This window comes from uncultured Methylibium sp., assembly GCF_902826655.1.
In the GTDB taxonomy this organism is placed as follows: domain Bacteria; phylum Pseudomonadota; class Gammaproteobacteria; order Burkholderiales; family Burkholderiaceae_C; genus Methylibium.
In genome coordinates this window covers 75959-91793 of record NZ_CADEFR010000005.1, presented here as the reverse complement: position 1 = coordinate 91793, position 15835 = coordinate 75959, and the positions used below count along the sequence as shown (strand labels likewise).

The window sequence follows — 15835 nt, the reverse complement described above, 5'->3', positions numbered from 1 at the left end:
TCGTGGCGCTCCGGAAAATCATCGTACGCGCCGGCGAAGGGCTTGTCTGTGCCGGGTCGTGACGCCGCAACAGCCCTCCGCGATCCGTGCAATCTTTCGCACGAATCCGGGGCGGTTCATGCGTCAGGCCAGCCGGCCGCCGGTGCAGCGGGGCAGTCCCGCCAGGTCGCGGCGCGTGCGGACCTCGCCGAAGCCGGCGTCGGCCAGCAGGGCCTGGACGGCGGGCGCCTGGTCGTGGCCGTGCTCCAGCAGCAGCCAGCCGGCCGCTTGCAGGTGGGCCGGTGCGGCGCCGACCAGATGCCGGATCGCGTCGAGCCCGTCAGGCCCCGAGGTCAGTGCCTGCCGGGGTTCGTGCGTCAGCGCCTGCAGGTGCGCGTCGCCCGTCGCGATGTAGGGCGGGTTGGACACGATCACGTCGAAGCGACGCCCGGCCAGCGCGCCGAACCAGTCGCTCGGCAGCCACTCGACGGCCAGGCCGTGACTAAGGCCGTTGGCGGCGGCGATGGCCAGGGCCGGCGCGCTGGAATCGATAGCGATCACTCGCGCCTGCGGGCGTTGCTGCGCCAGGGCCAGGGCGATGGCGCCGCTGCCGGTCCCGAGGTCGACGACCGCCGCGACGCGATCGACCGGCAGCAGCTCCAGGGCCCACTCCACCAGTGTCTCGGTCTCGGGCCGCGGCACCAGCACGTCGGGCGTGACGGCGAGCGCCAGGCCGAAGAACTCCTTCGTGCCGAGCAGGTAGGCCAGCGGCTCGCCGGCCGCGCGGCGCGCGAGGAGATCGCCGTAGCGCGCCCGCGCCGCAAGGGCGAGCGGGGCATCGTCGTGCGCCAGCAGCCAGCTGCGCGGGCAGGCCAGCACGTCGGACAGCAGGGCCAGCGCGTCCAGCCGCGGCACGCCGCGTTGGCGCGCGACGGACAGCGCCAAGGCCACCGTGTCGACCGCCGGTGCGCCGCTCACCGGTCGCCGATCTCGAGATCGGCCAGCAGCTCGGCCTCGCGCGCCGCGACCAGCGCGTCGACGACGGGATCGAGCTCGCCGTCCATGATGCTGCCCAGCTGGTACAGCGTCAGGTTGATGCGGTGGTCGGTGAGCCGGCCCTGCGGGAAGTTGTAGGTGCGGATGCGGTCGCTGCGGTCGCCGCTGCCGATCAGGCTGCGGCGCGCCGCGGCTTCCTTGGCCTGACGCTCGAGCTTGTCCTTGTCGCGCAGCCGCGCCGCCAGCACGGCCAGCGCCTTGGCCTTGTTGCGATGCTGCGAGCGGTCGTCCTGGCATTCGGCCACCAGGCCGGTCGGCAGGTGCGTCACGCGCACCGCCGAGTCGGTCTTGTTGACGTGCTGGCCGCCGGCACCGCTGGCGCGGAAGGTGTCGATGCGCAGCTCGGCCGGGTTGAGCTGGATCTCCTCGGCCTCGTCGGGCTCGGCCAGCACGGCGACGGTGCAGGCGCTGGTGTGGATGCGGCCCTGGGTTTCGGTGGCCGGCACGCGTTGCACCCGGTGGCCGCCGGACTCGTACTTCAGGTGGCCGAACACCGCGCCGCCGTCGATGCGCACAACGACTTCCTTGTAGCCGCCGAGCTCGCTGTCGCTGGCCGACATCAGCTCGACCTTCCAGCCGCGGCGCTCGGCATAGCGCGTGTACATGCGCAGCAGGTCGCCGGCGAACAGCGCTGACTCGTCGCCGCCGGTGCCGGCGCGGATCTCCAGGAAGGCCGGACGCACATCGTCCGGGTCGCGCGGCAGCAGCAGGCGCTGCAGCTCGGCTTCCAGGCGTTCGAGGTCGACCGTCGCGGTGGCGATCTCTTCGGCGGCGAGGCCGGCCATCTCGGGGTCGGCGGCCATCTCGCGGGCGGCGTCCAGGTCCTGCTCGCGCCGCGCGTGGCGCTGACGGCGCTCGACGATGCCGGCGACTTCGACGTGCTCGCGGCTGAGCGTGCGGAAGGCGCCGCCGTCGCGCATCACGGCCGGATCGGACAGCAGCGAGTCCAGCTCGGCCAGGCGGCGGACGTAGCGGTCGAGCTGCTGGCGCAGGGCAGGTTTCATCGGCAAGGCGGCAAGGGGAGGGGCGGCCATCGGCCGCGGCGGCAGGAGACGGCCAGGCGCCGCGCCGCTAGAGCGCGTCGTCCCGCTCGCCGTGCGGCGCGGGGCCTGGCGACGACGCGGTGCCGCGCAGGAACAAGCGCGACACCACGCTCGCGAGCTGCGCGCGCTGCGCCGGATCGGAGGCGTGCAACTCGGCCAGCGCGCCGTGCAGCATCTTCTGCGTCAGCCCGCGCGACAGCGCTTCCAGCACCGCGTCCACGCTGTCGCCGCGCGCCAGCAGCTTGCGGGCCCGAGCGAGCTCGGTCTCGCGCCAGGCGTCGGTTTGGGCGTTCAGGGCCTGGATCAGCGGCACCGTGCCGCGCTGGCCCAGCCAGTGCACGAAGCCTTGCACGCCGGTCTCGATGATGGCCTCGGCCTGGGCCACGGCAGCCTGGCGCTTCTCGCCGCCGCTCTGGACGATGGCCGAGAGGTCGTCGACGGTGTAGAGGTAGACGTCGTCGAGGCGCGCCACCTCGGGCTCGATGTCGCGTGGCACCGCCAGGTCGACCATGAACATCGGGCGGTGCTTGCGCCGCTTGAGCGCCCGCTCGACGGCCCCCAGGCCGATCAGCGGCAGCGAACTCGCGGTGCACGACACGACCGCGTCGAACTCGTGCAGTCGCGACGGCAGGTCGCTCAGGCGGATGGTCTCGGCGCCGAAGCGCGCCGCCAGCGCCTCGCCGCGCTCGAGCGTGCGGTTGGCGACGGCCATCTTCGCCGGCGCGCGCGCCGCGAAGTGCGTCGCGGCCAGCTCGATCATCTCGCCGGCGCCGACGAACAGCACGCGGATCTCGCGCAGGTCCTCGAACAGCTGCCCGGCCAGCCGCACCGCGGCCGCGGCCATGCTGATCGAGTGCGAGCCGATCTCGGTGGCGGTACGCACTTCCTTGGCGACCGCGAAGCTGCGCTGGAACAACTGGTGCAGCGTGCTGCCCAGCGTGCCGGCGGCGTCGGCCTCGCGCACCGCCGACTTCATCTGGCCCAGGATCTGCGCCTCGCCCAGCACCATCGAGTCGAGACCGCTGGCGACGCGGAAGGCGTGCCGCGCGGCTTCGCCACCCTCCAGCACGTAGGCATGGCTGTGCAGCGTGTCGGCACCGACACCGCCGACGCCGGCCAGCCACTCGAGCGCCGGGCGAACCAGCTGCGGCTCGGCGGCGCAGTAGAGCTCGGTGCGATTGCAGGTCGACAGGATCGCGGCTTCCGGCGCCAGCGGCCGCTGCGGCGCGCCGATGCGGTCGCGGAAGGTCTGCAGCGTCGGGGCGAGTTGCTCGAGCGTGAACGCGAAACGGCCGCGCAGATCGACAGGCGCGGTCGTGTGGTTCAGGCCCAGGGTGAACACGGACATGTGCTGATTATAAAATCGCGTTCTCTCCCGAGGGCTTGTGCCACCGCGGGCGCCTCGCGGCAAGCCCCGCCTCGACGGCCGCGCCACCCGATGACCGCGCTCGACGCCCTGATCCACCTGCTGAACTTCGCGCTGCCGGCATTGCTGCTGGGCAGCATCGCCGCCTTGCTGGCCAAGCTGGTGTGGCTGCGGGCGCTCGGCGGCGTGTCGGTGCTCCGGCTGGCCGGCTGGGCCTCGGGGGCGGCGCTGCTGGCCCTGGTCGGGGGGCTGATCCTGACCGGTCGAGATGGGGCCATGGCGACCTACGGGGCGATGGTCGTGGCTTGTGCTGCCGCACTCGGATGGGCCGGCTGGGGGCGGCGGTCGTCGTGAGCACCTACAGCGTCAAGGAAGTCTTCTACACCCTGCAAGGCGAGGGCAGCCACGCCGGCCGCCCGGCCGTGTTCTGCCGCTTCGCCGGCTGCAACCTGTGGAGCGGCCGCGAGGAGGACCGCGCGAGCGCCGCCTGCCGCTTCTGCGACACCGAGTTCGTCGGCACCGACGGCATGGGCGGCGGCAAGTTCATGATTGCCGAAGCCCTGGCCTCGCACGTCGCCGCGCATTGGCCGGCCGGGTCGGCCGGGCGGCGTTTCGCCGTGCTGACCGGCGGCGAGCCGCTGCTGCAGGTCGACCGCCCCTTGATCGACGCGCTGCACGCGCACGGCTTCGAGATCGCGGTCGAGACCAACGGCACCGTGGCAGCGCCGGCCGGCATCGACTGGCTGTGCGTCAGCCCCAAGGCCGGCGCACCGCTGCTGCAGACGCGCGGCGACGAGCTCAAGGTCGTCGTGCCGCAGGCCGGCATCGACCTCGCCGCGCTGGAGTCGCTGGACTTCGCGCACAAGCGCGTGCAGCCGATGGACGGCCCCGAGCTGGCGCGCAACACTGCCTGGGCCGTCGACTGGTGCCTGGCGCATCCGCAATGGCAGCTCAGTCTGCAAACCCACAAGCTGCTCGGCATCCGCTGAGGTCCTCCATGTTCGAACTCAGCCAATCCTTCTACTTCGAGTCGGCCCACACCCTCAAGCGCCAGGCCGAGCGCAACGAGGCCGACGGCAGCCGCCGCGTGCACGGCCACACCTACACTGCGCGCGTCACGGTGGCCGGCGAGGCCGATCCCGCGAGCGGCATGGTCGTCGACCTGGCCCTGCTGCGCGCCGCGATCGCGGCGGTGCGCGATCAGCTCGACCACCACTTCCTCGACGAAGTGCCGGGCCTCGGGTTGCCGACGCTCGAGAACCTGTGCCGCTTCATCCACGGCCGCGTCGCTGCGGCGGTGCCGGGCGTGACCTCGGTGACGGTGGAGCGCAAGAGCAGCGGCGACCGCTGCATCTACCGACCGTGACCTCGGCCCCCACCTCGCTCGCCGATCGCAGCCGGCGTGCGGTCTGGCACCCCTGCACGCAGATGAAGCGGCTCGAAGGCGAGCCGCTGCTCGCGATCGCGCGCGCACAGGGCCCGTGGCTGATCGATGCCGAGGGCCGCCGCCATCTCGACGCCGTCAGCTCCTGGTGGGTCAACCTGTTCGGCCACGGCCACCCGGCGATGCAGGCCGCGCTGGCCGACCAGCTGGCCACGCTGGACCACGTGATGCTGGCCGGTCTGACGCACGAGCCGGTCGTGCGCCTCTCCGAGCGCCTGGCCGCGCTCACGGGTCTGGGCCACGCCTTCTACGCCAGCGACGGCGCATCGGCCACCGAGATCGCGCTGAAGATGAGTGCGCATGCCTGGCGCAACGAAGGGCGACCCGGCAAGTGCGAGTTCATCGGCCTGACTGGCGGCTACCACGGCGAGACCGTCGGCGCGCTGTCGGTCACCGACATCCCGCTGTTCCGCGAGGCCTACGCGCCGCTGCTGCGACTGAGCGCCGCGTTGCCGTCCCCCGACACGCGGCAGGCCGGTCCGGGAGAAAGCGCGCTCGCGCTGGCGCAGCGTTGCGCCGCAGCGCTCGAGGCCCATCTGGAGCGGCATCACGAACGCACCGCAGCGCTGATCGTCGAGCCGCTCGTGCAGTGCGCTGCCGGGTTCGGCATGCACGATGCCGAGTACCTGCGGCTCGCGCGCGCGCTGTGCGACCGCTACGAGGTGCACCTGATCTGCGACGAGATCGCGGTCGGCTTCGGCCGGACCGGCACGCTGTTCGCGCACGAGCAGGCACGGATCCGCCCGGACTTCCTGTGCCTCAGCAAGGGCCTGACCGGCGGCACGCTGCCGCTGTCGGTGGTGCTGACGACCGATGCTGTCTACGCGGCCTTCTACGACGATCGCGCGGCACGGGGCTTCCTGCACTCCCACTCCTACACCGGCAACCCGCTGGCCTGCCGCGCGGCGCTGACGGTGCTGGACCTGTTCGAGGCGGCGCCGGTGCTGGCGCACAACCGCGTCACCGCCGAGCGACTGAGCGCGCTGTGCGCGCCGCTGACGGCGCACCCGCGGGTCCGGGCGCATCGCCAGCTCGGCATGCTGTGGGCCTGGGACATCGACGACGCGGGCATCGCCGGCTTCTCCGGCCGCTACCACCTGGCGGCGCGCGAGCAGGGTCTGCTGCTGCGACCGATCGGCAACACGCTGTACTTCATGCCGCCCTACGTGCTCGACGACGATGCGCTCCGGCAGCTCGCCGACGGGGCGCTGCGCGCGCTCGAGAGTCTGTCGTGACCCGCGGCTGGTTCGTCACCGGCACCGACACCGGCGTCGGCAAGACGCGGGCCAGCGCGGCCCTGCTGCACGCGCTGCGCGCGCGCCATGCGTCCTGCGTCGGCATGAAGCCGGTGGCAGCCGGGACCGACGCCGACGGCCGCAACGACGACGTGCTGGCCCTGCGCGCCGCAAGCAGCATCGCGGTCGCGCCGTCACTCGACAACCCGGTGCTGCTGCCGGACCCGGTGTCCCCGCACATCGCCGCGGCACGGGCCGGCCAGGCGATCGAGATCGCGGCGATCGTCGCGGCCTACCGGGCGCTGGCGAGCGAGGCCGATGCCGTGGTCGTCGAGGGGGCCGGCGGCTTCCTCGTCCCGCTGTCCGATCGGCACACCGGCGCCGACCTCGCGGCGGCGCTGGGCCTGCCGGTGATCCTCGTCGTCGGCCTTCGCCTCGGCTGCCTGAACCATGCGCTGCTGACGCGCGACGCGGTCGCGGCGCGCGGCCTGATGCTGGCCGGGTGGATCGTCAACCGCCTCGACCCCGCGATGCCCGAGCAGGAGGCCAACCTCGACTACCTGCGCGCGCAACTGCCGGCACCGCTGCTGGCCGACTGGCCGTGGCAGCCCGAGGCGGATCCGCGCGACCTGCCGTTGCGGCTGCCGGACTGAGGCGATGGCCGGTCTCGACGAAGTCTTCGAGGCGACGGTCGCATCGCTGGACGCGCGCCAGCAGCGCCGCCATCGCCGCGTGGTCGCGCCGCTGGAGGGCGCGACGCTGCAAGCCGATGGGCGGGCACTGCTGTCCTTCGCCGGCAACGACTACCTGGGCCTGGCACGGCATCCGGCGCTGGTCGAAGCGGCCCATCGCGGTGCCCGGCAGTACGGCGTCGGCGCCACGGCCTCGCCGGTGGTCTGCGGGCACAGCCCGGCCCATGCGGCGCTCGAGGAGGAACTCGCGCGCTTCGTCGGCATGCCGCGTGCGCTGTACTTCTACGCGGGCTACGCGGCCAACAGCGGAGCGATCCCGGCGCTGGTGGAGCGCGGCGACGCGGTGATCTCCGATGCCCTGAACCATGCCTGCCTGATCGACGGTGCGCGGCTCGCGCGCGCCGACCTCTCCGTCTATCCGCACAACGACCTGGCCGGCCTCGAGCGTGCGCTGGTCGCGGCGCGCGGCGCGCGGCGGCGGCTGGTCGTCGCCGACGCGGTGTTCAGCATGGACGGCGACCTGGCGCCGCTGCCCGAGATGCTGGCGCTTTGCGAGCGCCACGATGCCTGGCTCTACGTCGACGACGCGCACGGCTTCGGCGTGCTGGGCGAAGGCGGGCGCGGCAGCCTGTCGCACTGGGGCCTGGCGACGCCGGCGCGGCACGCGTCGCGGCTGATCTACATGGCCACGCTCGGCAAGGCCGCCGGCGTGGCGGGGGCCTTCATCGCCGGCGCGCCGGCGGTCGTCGAGTGGTTGATGCAGCGGTCGCGGACCTTTTTCTTCGCGACCGGGGCGCCGCCGATGATCGCCGAGGCCCTGCGCACGAGCCTGCAGCTGATCGAGTCCGAAGGCTGGCGCCGCGAGCGCCTGGCGGCGCTGCGCGTCCAGTTGACCGAGGGGCTGGCCGGCCTGTCCTGGCCGGCGCCGCCGTCGGCCTGTGCGATCCAGCCCGTGATCCTGGGCGACAACGCGACGGCGATGGCGGTGATGGCCGCGCTCGAAGCCCAGGGCCTGTGGGTGCCGGCGATCCGTCCGCCGACCGTGGCCGAGGGCAGCGCGCGGCTGCGCATCTCGCTGACCGCCGCGCACCAGCCGGACGACGTCGTGCGTTTGTGCACGGCGCTGGCTCGCGTGCACGCCAAGCTCGCCGCGACTCCCCCCGTCTAGGCTCCCTGCGTTCCGGGGACACGGTGCACCGCGCCCCGGCGCGGCTTCGCACAATCGAAGCGCGGCATCGATCCGAGCTGCCGCGGAGCAGGGAGCCCGCCACCATGGTGCCGACCGAACGCCCGCAGAGTCCGACCGAGGAACTGGCGAATGCCGCCAGCCATGCGCTCGGGCTGCTGCTGGCGATCGCCTCGCTGCCGGTGCTGGTGGACTTCGCGGCGCGGCACGGCAGCGTCGTCAACGTCGTCGGCGCCAGCGTGTTCTCGGCGACGATGATCCTCGTGTACTTCGCGTCGGCGCTGTACCACGCGCTGCCGCCAGGCCGGGCCAAGCGCTGGTGCAACACGCTGGACCATGTCGCGATCTATCTCTTCATCGCCGGCAGCTACACGCCCTTCGTGCTGGGCCGGGCACCGGAGGAGTGGCGCTGGAGCCTGCTGTGCCTGGTCTGGGCGCTGGCCTTCGTCGGCGTGCTGCTCAAGCTGGCGCACCGGCTCAACGATCCCTGGCTGTCGACCGCGCTCTACGTCGCGCTGGGCTGGCTGGCGGTGATCGTCGGGCGGCCGATGCTGGAGGGCATCTCGGCCACCGGTCTGGCCTGGCTGCTGGCCGGCGGCGCGGCCTACATGATCGGCGTGGTCTTCTTCCTGCTCGACTCGCGGCTGCGCTTCGCGCACTTCGTGTGGCACCTGTTCGTGCTGGCGGGCAGCACCTGCCACTTCTTCGCGGCCTGGGGCCACGCGATCCGCATGGCCTAGCCGACCAGCGCGACGCCGTCCCGGACCGGCACCTCGGCACGCAGCGAGTGCGCGTAGGCCTCGGTGATGCGCACGTCGATCAGCTGACCGACCAGCCGCGCCGGACCGGCGAAGTTGACGATGCGGTTGCAGGCCGTGCGGCCCATCAGTTCCGCCGGGTTCTTGCGCGAACGGCCCTCGACCAGGAGGCGCTGCAGGCTGCCGACGCGGCTGGCGCTGATGCGCTGCGCGTTGGCCTCGATCACCGCCTGCAGCTGCTGCAGGCGCGCGAGCTTGGCCTCGCGCGGCGTGTCGTCCGGCAGCGCCGCCGCCGGCGTGCCCGGCCGGGCGCTGTAGATGAAGCTGAAGCTCGCGTCGAAGCCGACGTCGTCGATCAGCTTCATCGTGCGGGCATGGTCGTCGTCGGTCTCGCCCGGGAAGCCGACGATGAAGTCGGTCGACAGGCTGATGTCGGGCCGGATCGCGCGCAGCTTGCGGATCGTCGACTTGTACTCGAGCACCGTGTAGCCGCGCTTCATGGCCGCCAGGATGCGGTCGCTGCCGTGCTGCACCGGCAGGTGCAGGTGGTCGACCAGCTGGGGCACGCGGGCATAGACGTCGATCAGCCGCTGCGAGAACTCGTTCGGGTGACTGGTCGTGTAGCGGATGCGGTCGATGCCGGGGATCTCGGCGACGTATTCCAGCAGCAACGCGAAGTCGGCGATCTCCGCGCCGTCGCCCATCCTGCCGCGGTAGCCGTTGACGTCCTGTCCCAGCAGCGTCACCTCGCGCACGCCCTGGTCGGCCAGGCCGGCGACCTCGGTCAGCACGTCGTCGAAGGGGCGCGAGACCTCCTCGCCGCGCGTGTAGGGCACGACGCAGTAGCTGCAGTACTTGGAGCAGCCCTCCATGATCGAGACGAAGGCGGTCGCGCCCTCGACCCGCGCCGGCGGCAGGTGGTCGAACTTCTCGATCTCCGGGAAGCTGATGTCGACCTGCGGCCGCCGCTGCGCGTCGCGCCGCGCCAGCATCTCGGGCAGGCGATGCAGGGTCTGCGGGCCGAACACCACGTCGACATACGGCGCCCGCTCGATGATCGCCGCCCCTTCCTGGCTGGCCACGCAGCCGCCGACGCCGATCTTCACGCCCTTGGCCTTGAGGTGCTTGTAGCGGCCGAGGTCGCTGAAGACCTTCTCCTGCGCCTTCTCGCGCACCGAGCAGGTGTTGAAGAGGATCAGGTCGGCCTGCTCCGGGTCTGTGGTGGTCTCGTAGCCCTCGGCCGCGTGCAGCACGTCGGCCATCTTGTCCGAGTCGTACTCGTTCATCTGGCAGCCGAAGGTCTTGATGTAGACCTTCTTGCCGCCGCCGTGGAGCGGCGCGCTCACGGCCGGGTCCAGGTCTGTGCGGCCGGATCGAAGCGCCACGCCGCCGCCTCGGCGGGCGTGCGCGGCCACAGGCCGACGGCCTCTTCCTTGCGCAGCACCCACACGTCCTTGACCAGGCCCAGCGTATCGATGGTGTAGTGCGCAACGAAGCGCTGGCCCTGCAGTGAGCCCGACACGACGATCATGTTGTTCGGATCGCGCAGTCGCCCACCCGGCGCCAGCCGGGCCGGCTGCCCGTTGAGCAGCACGTCCGGCGGATTCGTCAGGGTCAGTTCGCCGCGCAGCGCGTTCGCGGGAAAGTTGCGCTGGACCTGGGCGGCAGCGAGGAGCGGCGCGCACAGGGCGAGCGCGAGCAGGGCACAGCGGTACATGGTGTCTGTCCAGTGGCTGTCGGAAGAGCGCGGATTGTAGGTGGCCGGTGCGCGGCTCAGAGGGCGCCGTCGCGGCGCAACTGCACGATCGCCGCCTCGTCGAAGCCCCAGTCGCGCAGCACGGCCTCGCCATCCGCGCCCGGCACCGCCGGCGCGCCCGGCGTCGCCGGTGGCGTGCGGCTGAAACGCGGCGCCGGCGCCGGTTGCGTGACACCGGCGATGTCGACGAAGGCCTCACGGGCCTGGTGATGCGGATGCCGAGGTGCCTCGTCCCAGTCGAGCACCGGTGCGAAGCAGGCGTCGCTGCCGGCGAAGACCTCGCACCAGGCGTCGCGCGTGCGTGTTGCGAAGCGCGCAGCGAGGTCGGCGCGGCGCGCCGGCCAGCGCGCGCGGTCCATCTGCGGCAGGTAGTCGGCCTCGGGCAGGTCCAGGCGCTGCAGCAACTCGGTATAGAACTGCGCTTCGATCGCACCGACCGCAATGGCCTTGCCGTCGGCGCAGGCATAGCAGGCGTAGAACGGTGCGCCGCCATCGATGAGGTTGGTCTCGCGCTGCGTCGACCACGCGCCGGCCGCGCGCATGCCGTAGAACATCGCCGACAGCAGAGCGCTGCCGTCGGTCATCGCCGCGTCGACGACCTGCCCCTGGCCGCTGCCGCGCGCCTCGTGCAGGGCGCACATCAGGCCGAAGGCCAGCAACATGGCGCCGCCGCCGTAGTCGCCGACGTAGTTGAGCGGTGGCACCGGGGGCTCACCCTCGCGCCCGATCGCGGCGAGCCCGCCGCTGAGGGCGATGTAGTTGATGTCGTGCCCGGCGCGCGCAGCCAGCGGGCCGTGCTGGCCCCAGCCTGTCATGCGGCCGTAGACCAGTGGCGGCTTGCGTTGCAGGCAGGTCTCGGGCCCGAGACCCAGGCGCTCCATCACGCCGGGCCGATAGCCCTCGACCAGCGCGTCCGCACGCTCGACCAGCCGCAGCACGGCCTCCACGGCGCCGGGCTTGCGCAAGTCCAGCGCCAGCGAGCGACGGCCGCGCGCGGCCAGGTCGAAGCGTGGATCGAGGCCCAGCGCGCCACCGGCCCCCGGTCGGTCGATGCGGATGACCTCGGCACCCATGTCGGCGAGCAGCATCGCGCAGAACGGCGCCGGGCCCAGCCCGACCATCTCGACCACCTTCAAGCCCGCCAGCGGACCGGCCATGTCATCTCCTCGGCTCGTTGCAGCGGCGATGCTCGCACGAGCGTCGCACATGTTTGCAAACGTAGCGAGTGCGTTGCCGCATCGTTCACGAACGGTGCCGAGTGTGCGGCGCGGCGCGATGGCGCGGAAGTTGCCGCTCCGGGAGTGCCAGCCACCCCGGAGTCCGCATGATTCAGCTTCCTCGTCCCGCCGCTCTGCAGGCCGGGCTGCGCGTGGTCGTCATCGGGCTGGCGGTCTCCGCGCTCGGCGGCTGCGAGACGCTGGCGATCACGGCGCTCGGGGTCGGCGCCTCGGCGGGCGTCACGCACACCGCCAACAGCGTCAGCTACCGTACCTTCACGCTGCCGGCCTCGCAGGTCAAGGCGGCGTCGCTGGTGGCGCTGAACCGTATGGGCATTGGCGGCGCCGTGATCGACAGCCGCGACGGCAGCGAACTCATCCGGGCACGCCACGCCGAGCGTGACATCGAGATCGAGCTGGAGCCGATGAGCAAGTCGACGACGCAGATGAGGGCCGTGGCCAAGCGCAACTTCTTCGTTCACGATGCGGCGACGGCGCGCGAGATCGTCGAGCAGACCGAACTGGCGATCGCCGCGGCGGCCGCTCAGCGCGGGCCGGCTTCCGATCGCCGCGGTCGGGCGGCGGGTGCCGCCCAGGTGGTGCGCGCGGCGCTCTGAGCGCCGCGCGTCGGTGTCGCCTCAGGCGGCGAGTGCGGTCTCTCGCAGGCGGATCGCCTGGTGGCCCATGTTGAGCGCGTGCCGCAGGGCCGCCGCCGATTGCTCGAAGCGGTGACCGCCCGACATGCGGTCGCTGCTGAACACCACCTGAGGCGGGTTCGGCACGCCGCGCACACGGTGCACTTCCACTGCGGCGGTGTAGCCCCCCATCGGCGCTTCCAGGGCGCCGGCGTAGATGCGGAAATCGCCCACATCGCGTTCCATCAGGTCCATCCACGTCTCCTTGCCAGCCACGGGCGTCGCCGTTGGAGGGAAGCATCGGTCATGAGCGGGGCCATTGCCATCCCCCTCAGGCAGCCGCCCGGATGGGTGAATGCGACGAGTCTCAGCCGCGCACATGTCGGGCGAACGAAAGGATGATGACCGCGCCGACCACCAGGATCAGCGAGAGCCAGCTCCAGGTGGCGATGCTGCGGGCGCGGCGACGCTGGCGCCGGCGCTTGACGCGTTCGTCGTCGGGCAGCACGTGGTAGCCGGACAGCAGCGAGTACGAGGTCGAGTTCATGAACTCGCTGGGACGTTCCTCGGAAGGCTCGTGGTCCCAGGTGAAGGCGGAAGGGGTTGTCTGACGCATGGACGCCAGTGTGGGCGCCGCCGCTCGTGCGAAATATCCCGCGGCTGCGGGTCGGCCGGGCGCGAAGCGTGATGGACTGCATGCCGCATGACCGCCGGAACGACGAAGCCCCGCGAATGCGGGGCTTCTGATCTGGTGGCGCTTCAGGGACTCGAACCCCGGACCTGCGGATTATGATTCCGTCGCTCTAACCGACTGAGCTAAAGCGCCAAGGCCGCGGAGTATAGCGGGTCACGCGGCGCCGGCCGGCCGCTTGTGCCAGTATCGGCACCGGTCTGCAGCAGGCTGGCGGGGGGGTGATGGGCACGTGGCGTTCCGAGCTCAGCGAAGGCATCCGCCAGCGCGGATTCCGCAAGTGGTACGAGCGTGAGCTCATCTCCGGCCACGCCCATTTGGTGCTGACGGTGCTGTCCGCCCTGGGCCTGCTCGGCGGCTTCGAGGTCTACGACCGCCAGGCACCATGGTTCGACCAGTTGCTCACCTTGCTGGCCGTCCTGGCGTCGGCGCTGATCGGCGGGTGGGCCTTGCGGCGCTATCTCTACCGCCTGATGAACGCCGAGGTGGTCGCCAACCAGGCCGTCTGTCCCCAGTGCCAGACCTATGCGCGGTTCGATCTGGTGGCCGACCAGCAACCCGCGCGCGATGCCGTCGGCGTGTGCTGCCGCCAGTGCGGACAGCGCTGGCTGATCTCGCGCTGAAGCGGCGCCTCAGATCAGCAGGCCGATCAGCATCGCGATCAGGCTCAGCACCAGCGTGCTCGCGATCGGCAGCGACCACAGGCGGCCGCCCAGCCGGAACTGCAGGTCGCCCGGCAGTCGGCCGAGCCCGACCCGCTCGAGCCAGGGCCGCAGCAGGTTGAAGACCACCAGGGCCGCGACGACGAGGAGCAGCCAGCGCAGCATGGCTCAGAGCCGGTGGCTGCGGTCGCCCTCGGCGAAGCCGAGGGCCTCGAACGGCGCGCCGGCCGCAAAGCCGACGACCTTGAAGAGTTCGCCCATCTCGTGCTCGTTCAGCAGCTTCTGCGCTGCGGCGACCGTGCGCCAGTCGCCGGCCGTCACGGCCGTGTCCAGGTCCGCCGGCAGGCCGCAGTTGATCAGGAAACGCGCCTGGCTGGTGTAACCCAGCACCGCCAGGCCGGCATCCTGGCCGGCCAGCGCGATGCCGGTGAAGTTGACGTGCGCGGTGATGTCCTTTTCGCCCGGGTCGACCAGGGGATCGGGGTCGGCGCGGTGCGCACGGTGGCACATCAGCGTGCCGCCGAGGCGCTGCGGGTGATGGAACTCGGTCTCGGGGAAGCCGTAGTCGATGAAGAACGCGGCACCGCGACCGAGCGTCGTCGCCAGCGTACGCACGAAGGCCTCGCCCTGGCGCTGCAGCTCGGTCGTTGTGCCGGGCGCCGCCTGCGCTTCGAGCGGCGGGCGCAGCGCCGTCGGCCGATCGGCGAAGACGAAGCGGCCGTCGGCCCCGAGCGCGACGCCGCGCTCCATCCACTGCGCGCCGTCGAAGTGCAGCAGCGCGACCGGCATCGCATCCAGCACCTCGTTGCCGACCACCACGCCGTCGATCCGCGCCGGCAGGCCATCCAGCCAGACGGCCTTGGCGGCGTGCGCCGGCACGCGCTCGGCAAGCGTGCGCTGCTGGCGCTGGCGCAAGGCGTTCGACAGGTCGACGATCACGTAGCGGTCGATGCGCTCGCCCAGCGCGTGCATCAGCTGCGCCGCCAGCGCACCCGAGCCCGCACCGAACTCCCAGATCTCGCGCGTGCCCGTGGCGAGCAGCGCCTGCTCGAGCTGGCGCGCCAGCGCGCGGCCGAACAGCGGGCTCAGCTCGGGCGCGGTGACGAAGTCACTGCCCGAGCCCGGCAACTCGCCGAACTGGCGGTCGCCCCGCGCGTAGTAGCCCAGGCCGGGCGCGTAGAGCGCCAGCTCCATGTAGCGCTCGAAGCCGATCCAGCCGCCGGCGCGATCGATCGCGTCGGCGATGCACCGCGCCAAGTCCCCGCTCGGCGTCGTCGCAGGGGCGCTGGCTACACTGACGAGCGTCGTTTCCACGCCCCGATTGTCCCGCAGGCATGAATGCCCCCTCGCGTCCTGTCGTTCTCGTCACCGGCTCGGCCCGTCGCATCGGTCGGGCGATCGCGCTCGAGCTCGCGAGCCACGGCCACGATGTGGCGGTCCACGGTCATCGCCTCGGCGACGAGGTGAACGACACGGTCCGCGAGCTGCGTGAGCTCGGCGCCCGCGCCGAGGCCTTCGTCGCCGACCTGGCCGACGAGGCGGCGTGCCGCCAGCTGCTGCCGGCGGTCGCGGCGGCGATGGGTCGCGTCGATGCGGTCGTCAACAACGCGTCGGTGTTCGAGTACGACAGCGTCGCCGACTTCAGCCAGGCCTCGATGGCCGCGCACTGGCAGGTCAACACCGCCGCGCCGCTGCTGCTGGCGCGCGGCCTGTTCGAGCACCTGAAGGCCGCGGACCGGCGCGGCTGCGTCGTCAACCTGCTCGACCAGAAGCTGTGGAATCCCAACCCGGATCACCTCTCGTACACGCTGTCGAAGGCCGCGCTGGAGGCGGCCACGACCCTGCTGGCGCAGGCTTTCGCGCCGGTGCTGCGCGTCGTCGGCGTCGCGCCGGGCGTGACGCTGCCCTCGGGGCCGATGACCGACGCCGAGTTCGCGCGCTCGCATGCGATGACGCCGCTGCAGCGCGCGTCGACGCCCGAGGACGTGGCCCGCGCGGTGCGCTTCCTGATCGAGTCGCCGGCGATCACCGGCACCAGCCTGCTGGTCGATGGTGGCCAGCATCTCGCGGCGCAGCCGCGCGACGTGCTGTTCCTGGCGCGCCAGGGGGCCTGAG

20 protein-coding genes and 1 tRNA gene are annotated in these 15835 nt (G+C 72.1%); 10 read left to right on the top strand and 11 right to left on the bottom strand.

The features are described from left to right. Window positions 1-123 precede the first annotated feature (123 nt). The 3 genes from prmC to hemA all read right to left on the bottom strand — a co-directional run bounded on the left by prmC (window position 124) and on the right by hemA (window position 3426). On the bottom strand, window positions 124-957 hold the full coding sequence (gene prmC / locus QZV97_RS04210; RefSeq protein ID WP_295638909.1) for a peptide chain release factor N(5)-glutamine methyltransferase: 834 nt from the start codon (window positions 955-957) through the stop codon (window positions 124-126). Further along, a complete protein-coding gene (prfA, locus tag QZV97_RS04205; protein WP_295638906.1) occupies window positions 954-2039 on the bottom strand; it encodes a peptide chain release factor 1 in 1086 nt (361 codons plus the stop codon). Before prfA ends, prmC begins: the two co-directional genes overlap by 4 nt. Before the next feature lie 67 nt (window positions 2040-2106). Then, on the bottom strand, window positions 2107-3426 hold the full coding sequence (gene hemA / locus QZV97_RS04200; protein WP_295638903.1) for a glutamyl-tRNA reductase: 1320 nt from the start codon (window positions 3424-3426) through the stop codon (window positions 2107-2109). A 90-nt stretch (window positions 3427-3516) separates the two neighbouring features. On the opposite strand from hemA, the gene QZV97_RS04195 reads away from it, so the two are divergent. The 7 genes from QZV97_RS04195 (at window position 3517) to QZV97_RS04165 (ending at window position 8741) form a co-directional block, all read left to right on the top strand. Next, window positions 3517-3798: a hypothetical protein gene (locus tag QZV97_RS04195; RefSeq protein ID WP_295638900.1), complete on the top strand. Its 282-nt coding sequence runs from the start codon at window positions 3517-3519 to the stop codon at window positions 3796-3798. Further along, a complete protein-coding gene (gene queE / locus QZV97_RS04190; RefSeq protein ID WP_295638896.1) occupies window positions 3795-4433 on the top strand; it encodes a 7-carboxy-7-deazaguanine synthase in 639 nt (212 codons plus the stop codon). Before QZV97_RS04195 ends, queE begins: the two co-directional genes overlap by 4 nt. Before the next feature lie 8 nt (window positions 4434-4441). Beyond that, window positions 4442-4810, top strand: coding sequence for a 6-carboxytetrahydropterin synthase (locus QZV97_RS04185; RefSeq protein ID WP_295638893.1), 369 nt, complete (start codon window positions 4442-4444; stop codon window positions 4808-4810). A 62-nt stretch (window positions 4811-4872) separates the two neighbouring features. Beyond that, complete coding sequence (gene bioA, locus QZV97_RS04180; RefSeq protein ID WP_295639050.1) at window positions 4873-6123, top strand: adenosylmethionine--8-amino-7-oxononanoate transaminase; 1251 nt, start codon at window positions 4873-4875, stop codon at window positions 6121-6123. Continuing rightward, window positions 6120-6776 (top strand): dethiobiotin synthase, encoded by a 657-nt coding sequence (gene bioD, locus QZV97_RS04175; protein WP_295638888.1) that lies wholly within the window; start codon window positions 6120-6122, stop codon window positions 6774-6776. The genes bioA and bioD overlap by 4 nt, the downstream gene beginning before the upstream one ends. 4 nt (window positions 6777-6780) lie before the next feature. Continuing rightward, window positions 6781-7983, top strand: a complete 1203-nt coding sequence (bioF, locus tag QZV97_RS04170; RefSeq protein ID WP_295638885.1) for an 8-amino-7-oxononanoate synthase — start codon at window positions 6781-6783, stop codon at window positions 7981-7983. Between the two features lie 104 nt (window positions 7984-8087). Continuing rightward, window positions 8088-8741, top strand: a complete 654-nt coding sequence (locus QZV97_RS04165; protein WP_295638881.1) for a hemolysin III family protein — start codon at window positions 8088-8090, stop codon at window positions 8739-8741. Here the strand turns inward: QZV97_RS04165 and miaB are convergent. From miaB to QZV97_RS04150, 3 genes are read right to left on the bottom strand one after another with little or no spacing between them, the layout of a single operon-like run. Then, on the bottom strand, window positions 8738-10105 hold the full coding sequence (gene miaB / locus QZV97_RS04160; RefSeq protein ID WP_295638878.1) for a tRNA (N6-isopentenyl adenosine(37)-C2)-methylthiotransferase MiaB: 1368 nt from the start codon (window positions 10103-10105) through the stop codon (window positions 8738-8740). The genes QZV97_RS04165 and miaB overlap by 4 nt on opposite strands. Further along, window positions 10102-10476, bottom strand: coding sequence for a hypothetical protein (locus QZV97_RS04155; protein WP_295638875.1), 375 nt, complete (start codon window positions 10474-10476; stop codon window positions 10102-10104). The genes miaB and QZV97_RS04155 overlap by 4 nt, the downstream gene beginning before the upstream one ends. 56 nt (window positions 10477-10532) lie before the next feature. Beyond that, the gene (locus QZV97_RS04150) at window positions 10533-11672 is read right to left on the bottom strand and encodes a CaiB/BaiF CoA-transferase family protein (RefSeq protein WP_295638872.1); all 1140 of its coding nucleotides are present in this window, start codon (window positions 11670-11672) and stop codon (window positions 10533-10535) included. 167 nt (window positions 11673-11839) lie between these two features. Between QZV97_RS04150 and QZV97_RS04145 the strand changes: the two genes are divergently transcribed. Continuing rightward, entirely contained in the window at window positions 11840-12349 is a 510-nt protein-coding gene (locus QZV97_RS04145) for a hypothetical protein (protein WP_295638869.1), read from the top strand. 21 nt (window positions 12350-12370) lie between these two features. Here the strand turns inward: QZV97_RS04145 and QZV97_RS04140 are convergent, their stop codons facing one another. From QZV97_RS04140 to QZV97_RS04130, 3 genes are all read right to left on the bottom strand, one after another. After that, on the bottom strand, window positions 12371-12622 hold the full coding sequence (locus tag QZV97_RS04140) for a hypothetical protein (RefSeq protein WP_295638866.1): 252 nt from the start codon (window positions 12620-12622) through the stop codon (window positions 12371-12373). Window positions 12623-12734: 112 nt separating this feature from the next. Beyond that, window positions 12735-12983 (bottom strand): hypothetical protein, encoded by a 249-nt coding sequence (locus tag QZV97_RS04135; RefSeq protein WP_295638863.1) that lies wholly within the window; start codon window positions 12981-12983, stop codon window positions 12735-12737. Window positions 12984-13116: 133 nt separating this feature from the next. After that, window positions 13117-13193: transfer RNA gene (locus QZV97_RS04130), tRNA-Met, on the bottom strand. Between the two features lie 89 nt (window positions 13194-13282). Between QZV97_RS04130 and QZV97_RS04125 the strand changes: the two genes are divergently transcribed. Beyond that, entirely contained in the window at window positions 13283-13681 is a 399-nt protein-coding gene (locus tag QZV97_RS04125) for a hypothetical protein (protein WP_295638858.1), read from the top strand. Between the two features lie 9 nt (window positions 13682-13690). On the opposite strand, the gene QZV97_RS04120 is transcribed toward QZV97_RS04125, so the two are convergent. Both QZV97_RS04120 and QZV97_RS04115 read right to left on the bottom strand, forming a co-directional pair. After that, on the bottom strand, window positions 13691-13885 hold the full coding sequence (locus QZV97_RS04120; RefSeq protein ID WP_295638855.1) for a DUF2905 domain-containing protein: 195 nt from the start codon (window positions 13883-13885) through the stop codon (window positions 13691-13693). 3 nt (window positions 13886-13888) lie between these two features. After that, on the bottom strand, window positions 13889-14977 hold the full coding sequence (locus tag QZV97_RS04115) for an SAM-dependent methyltransferase (RefSeq protein WP_295639047.1): 1089 nt from the start codon (window positions 14975-14977) through the stop codon (window positions 13889-13891). A gap of 77 nt (window positions 14978-15054) precedes the next feature. Between QZV97_RS04115 and QZV97_RS04110 the strand changes: the two genes are divergently transcribed. Continuing rightward, a complete protein-coding gene (locus QZV97_RS04110) occupies window positions 15055-15834 on the top strand; it encodes an SDR family oxidoreductase (RefSeq protein WP_295638852.1) in 780 nt (259 codons plus the stop codon). Window position 15835: the final 1 nt, after the last annotated feature.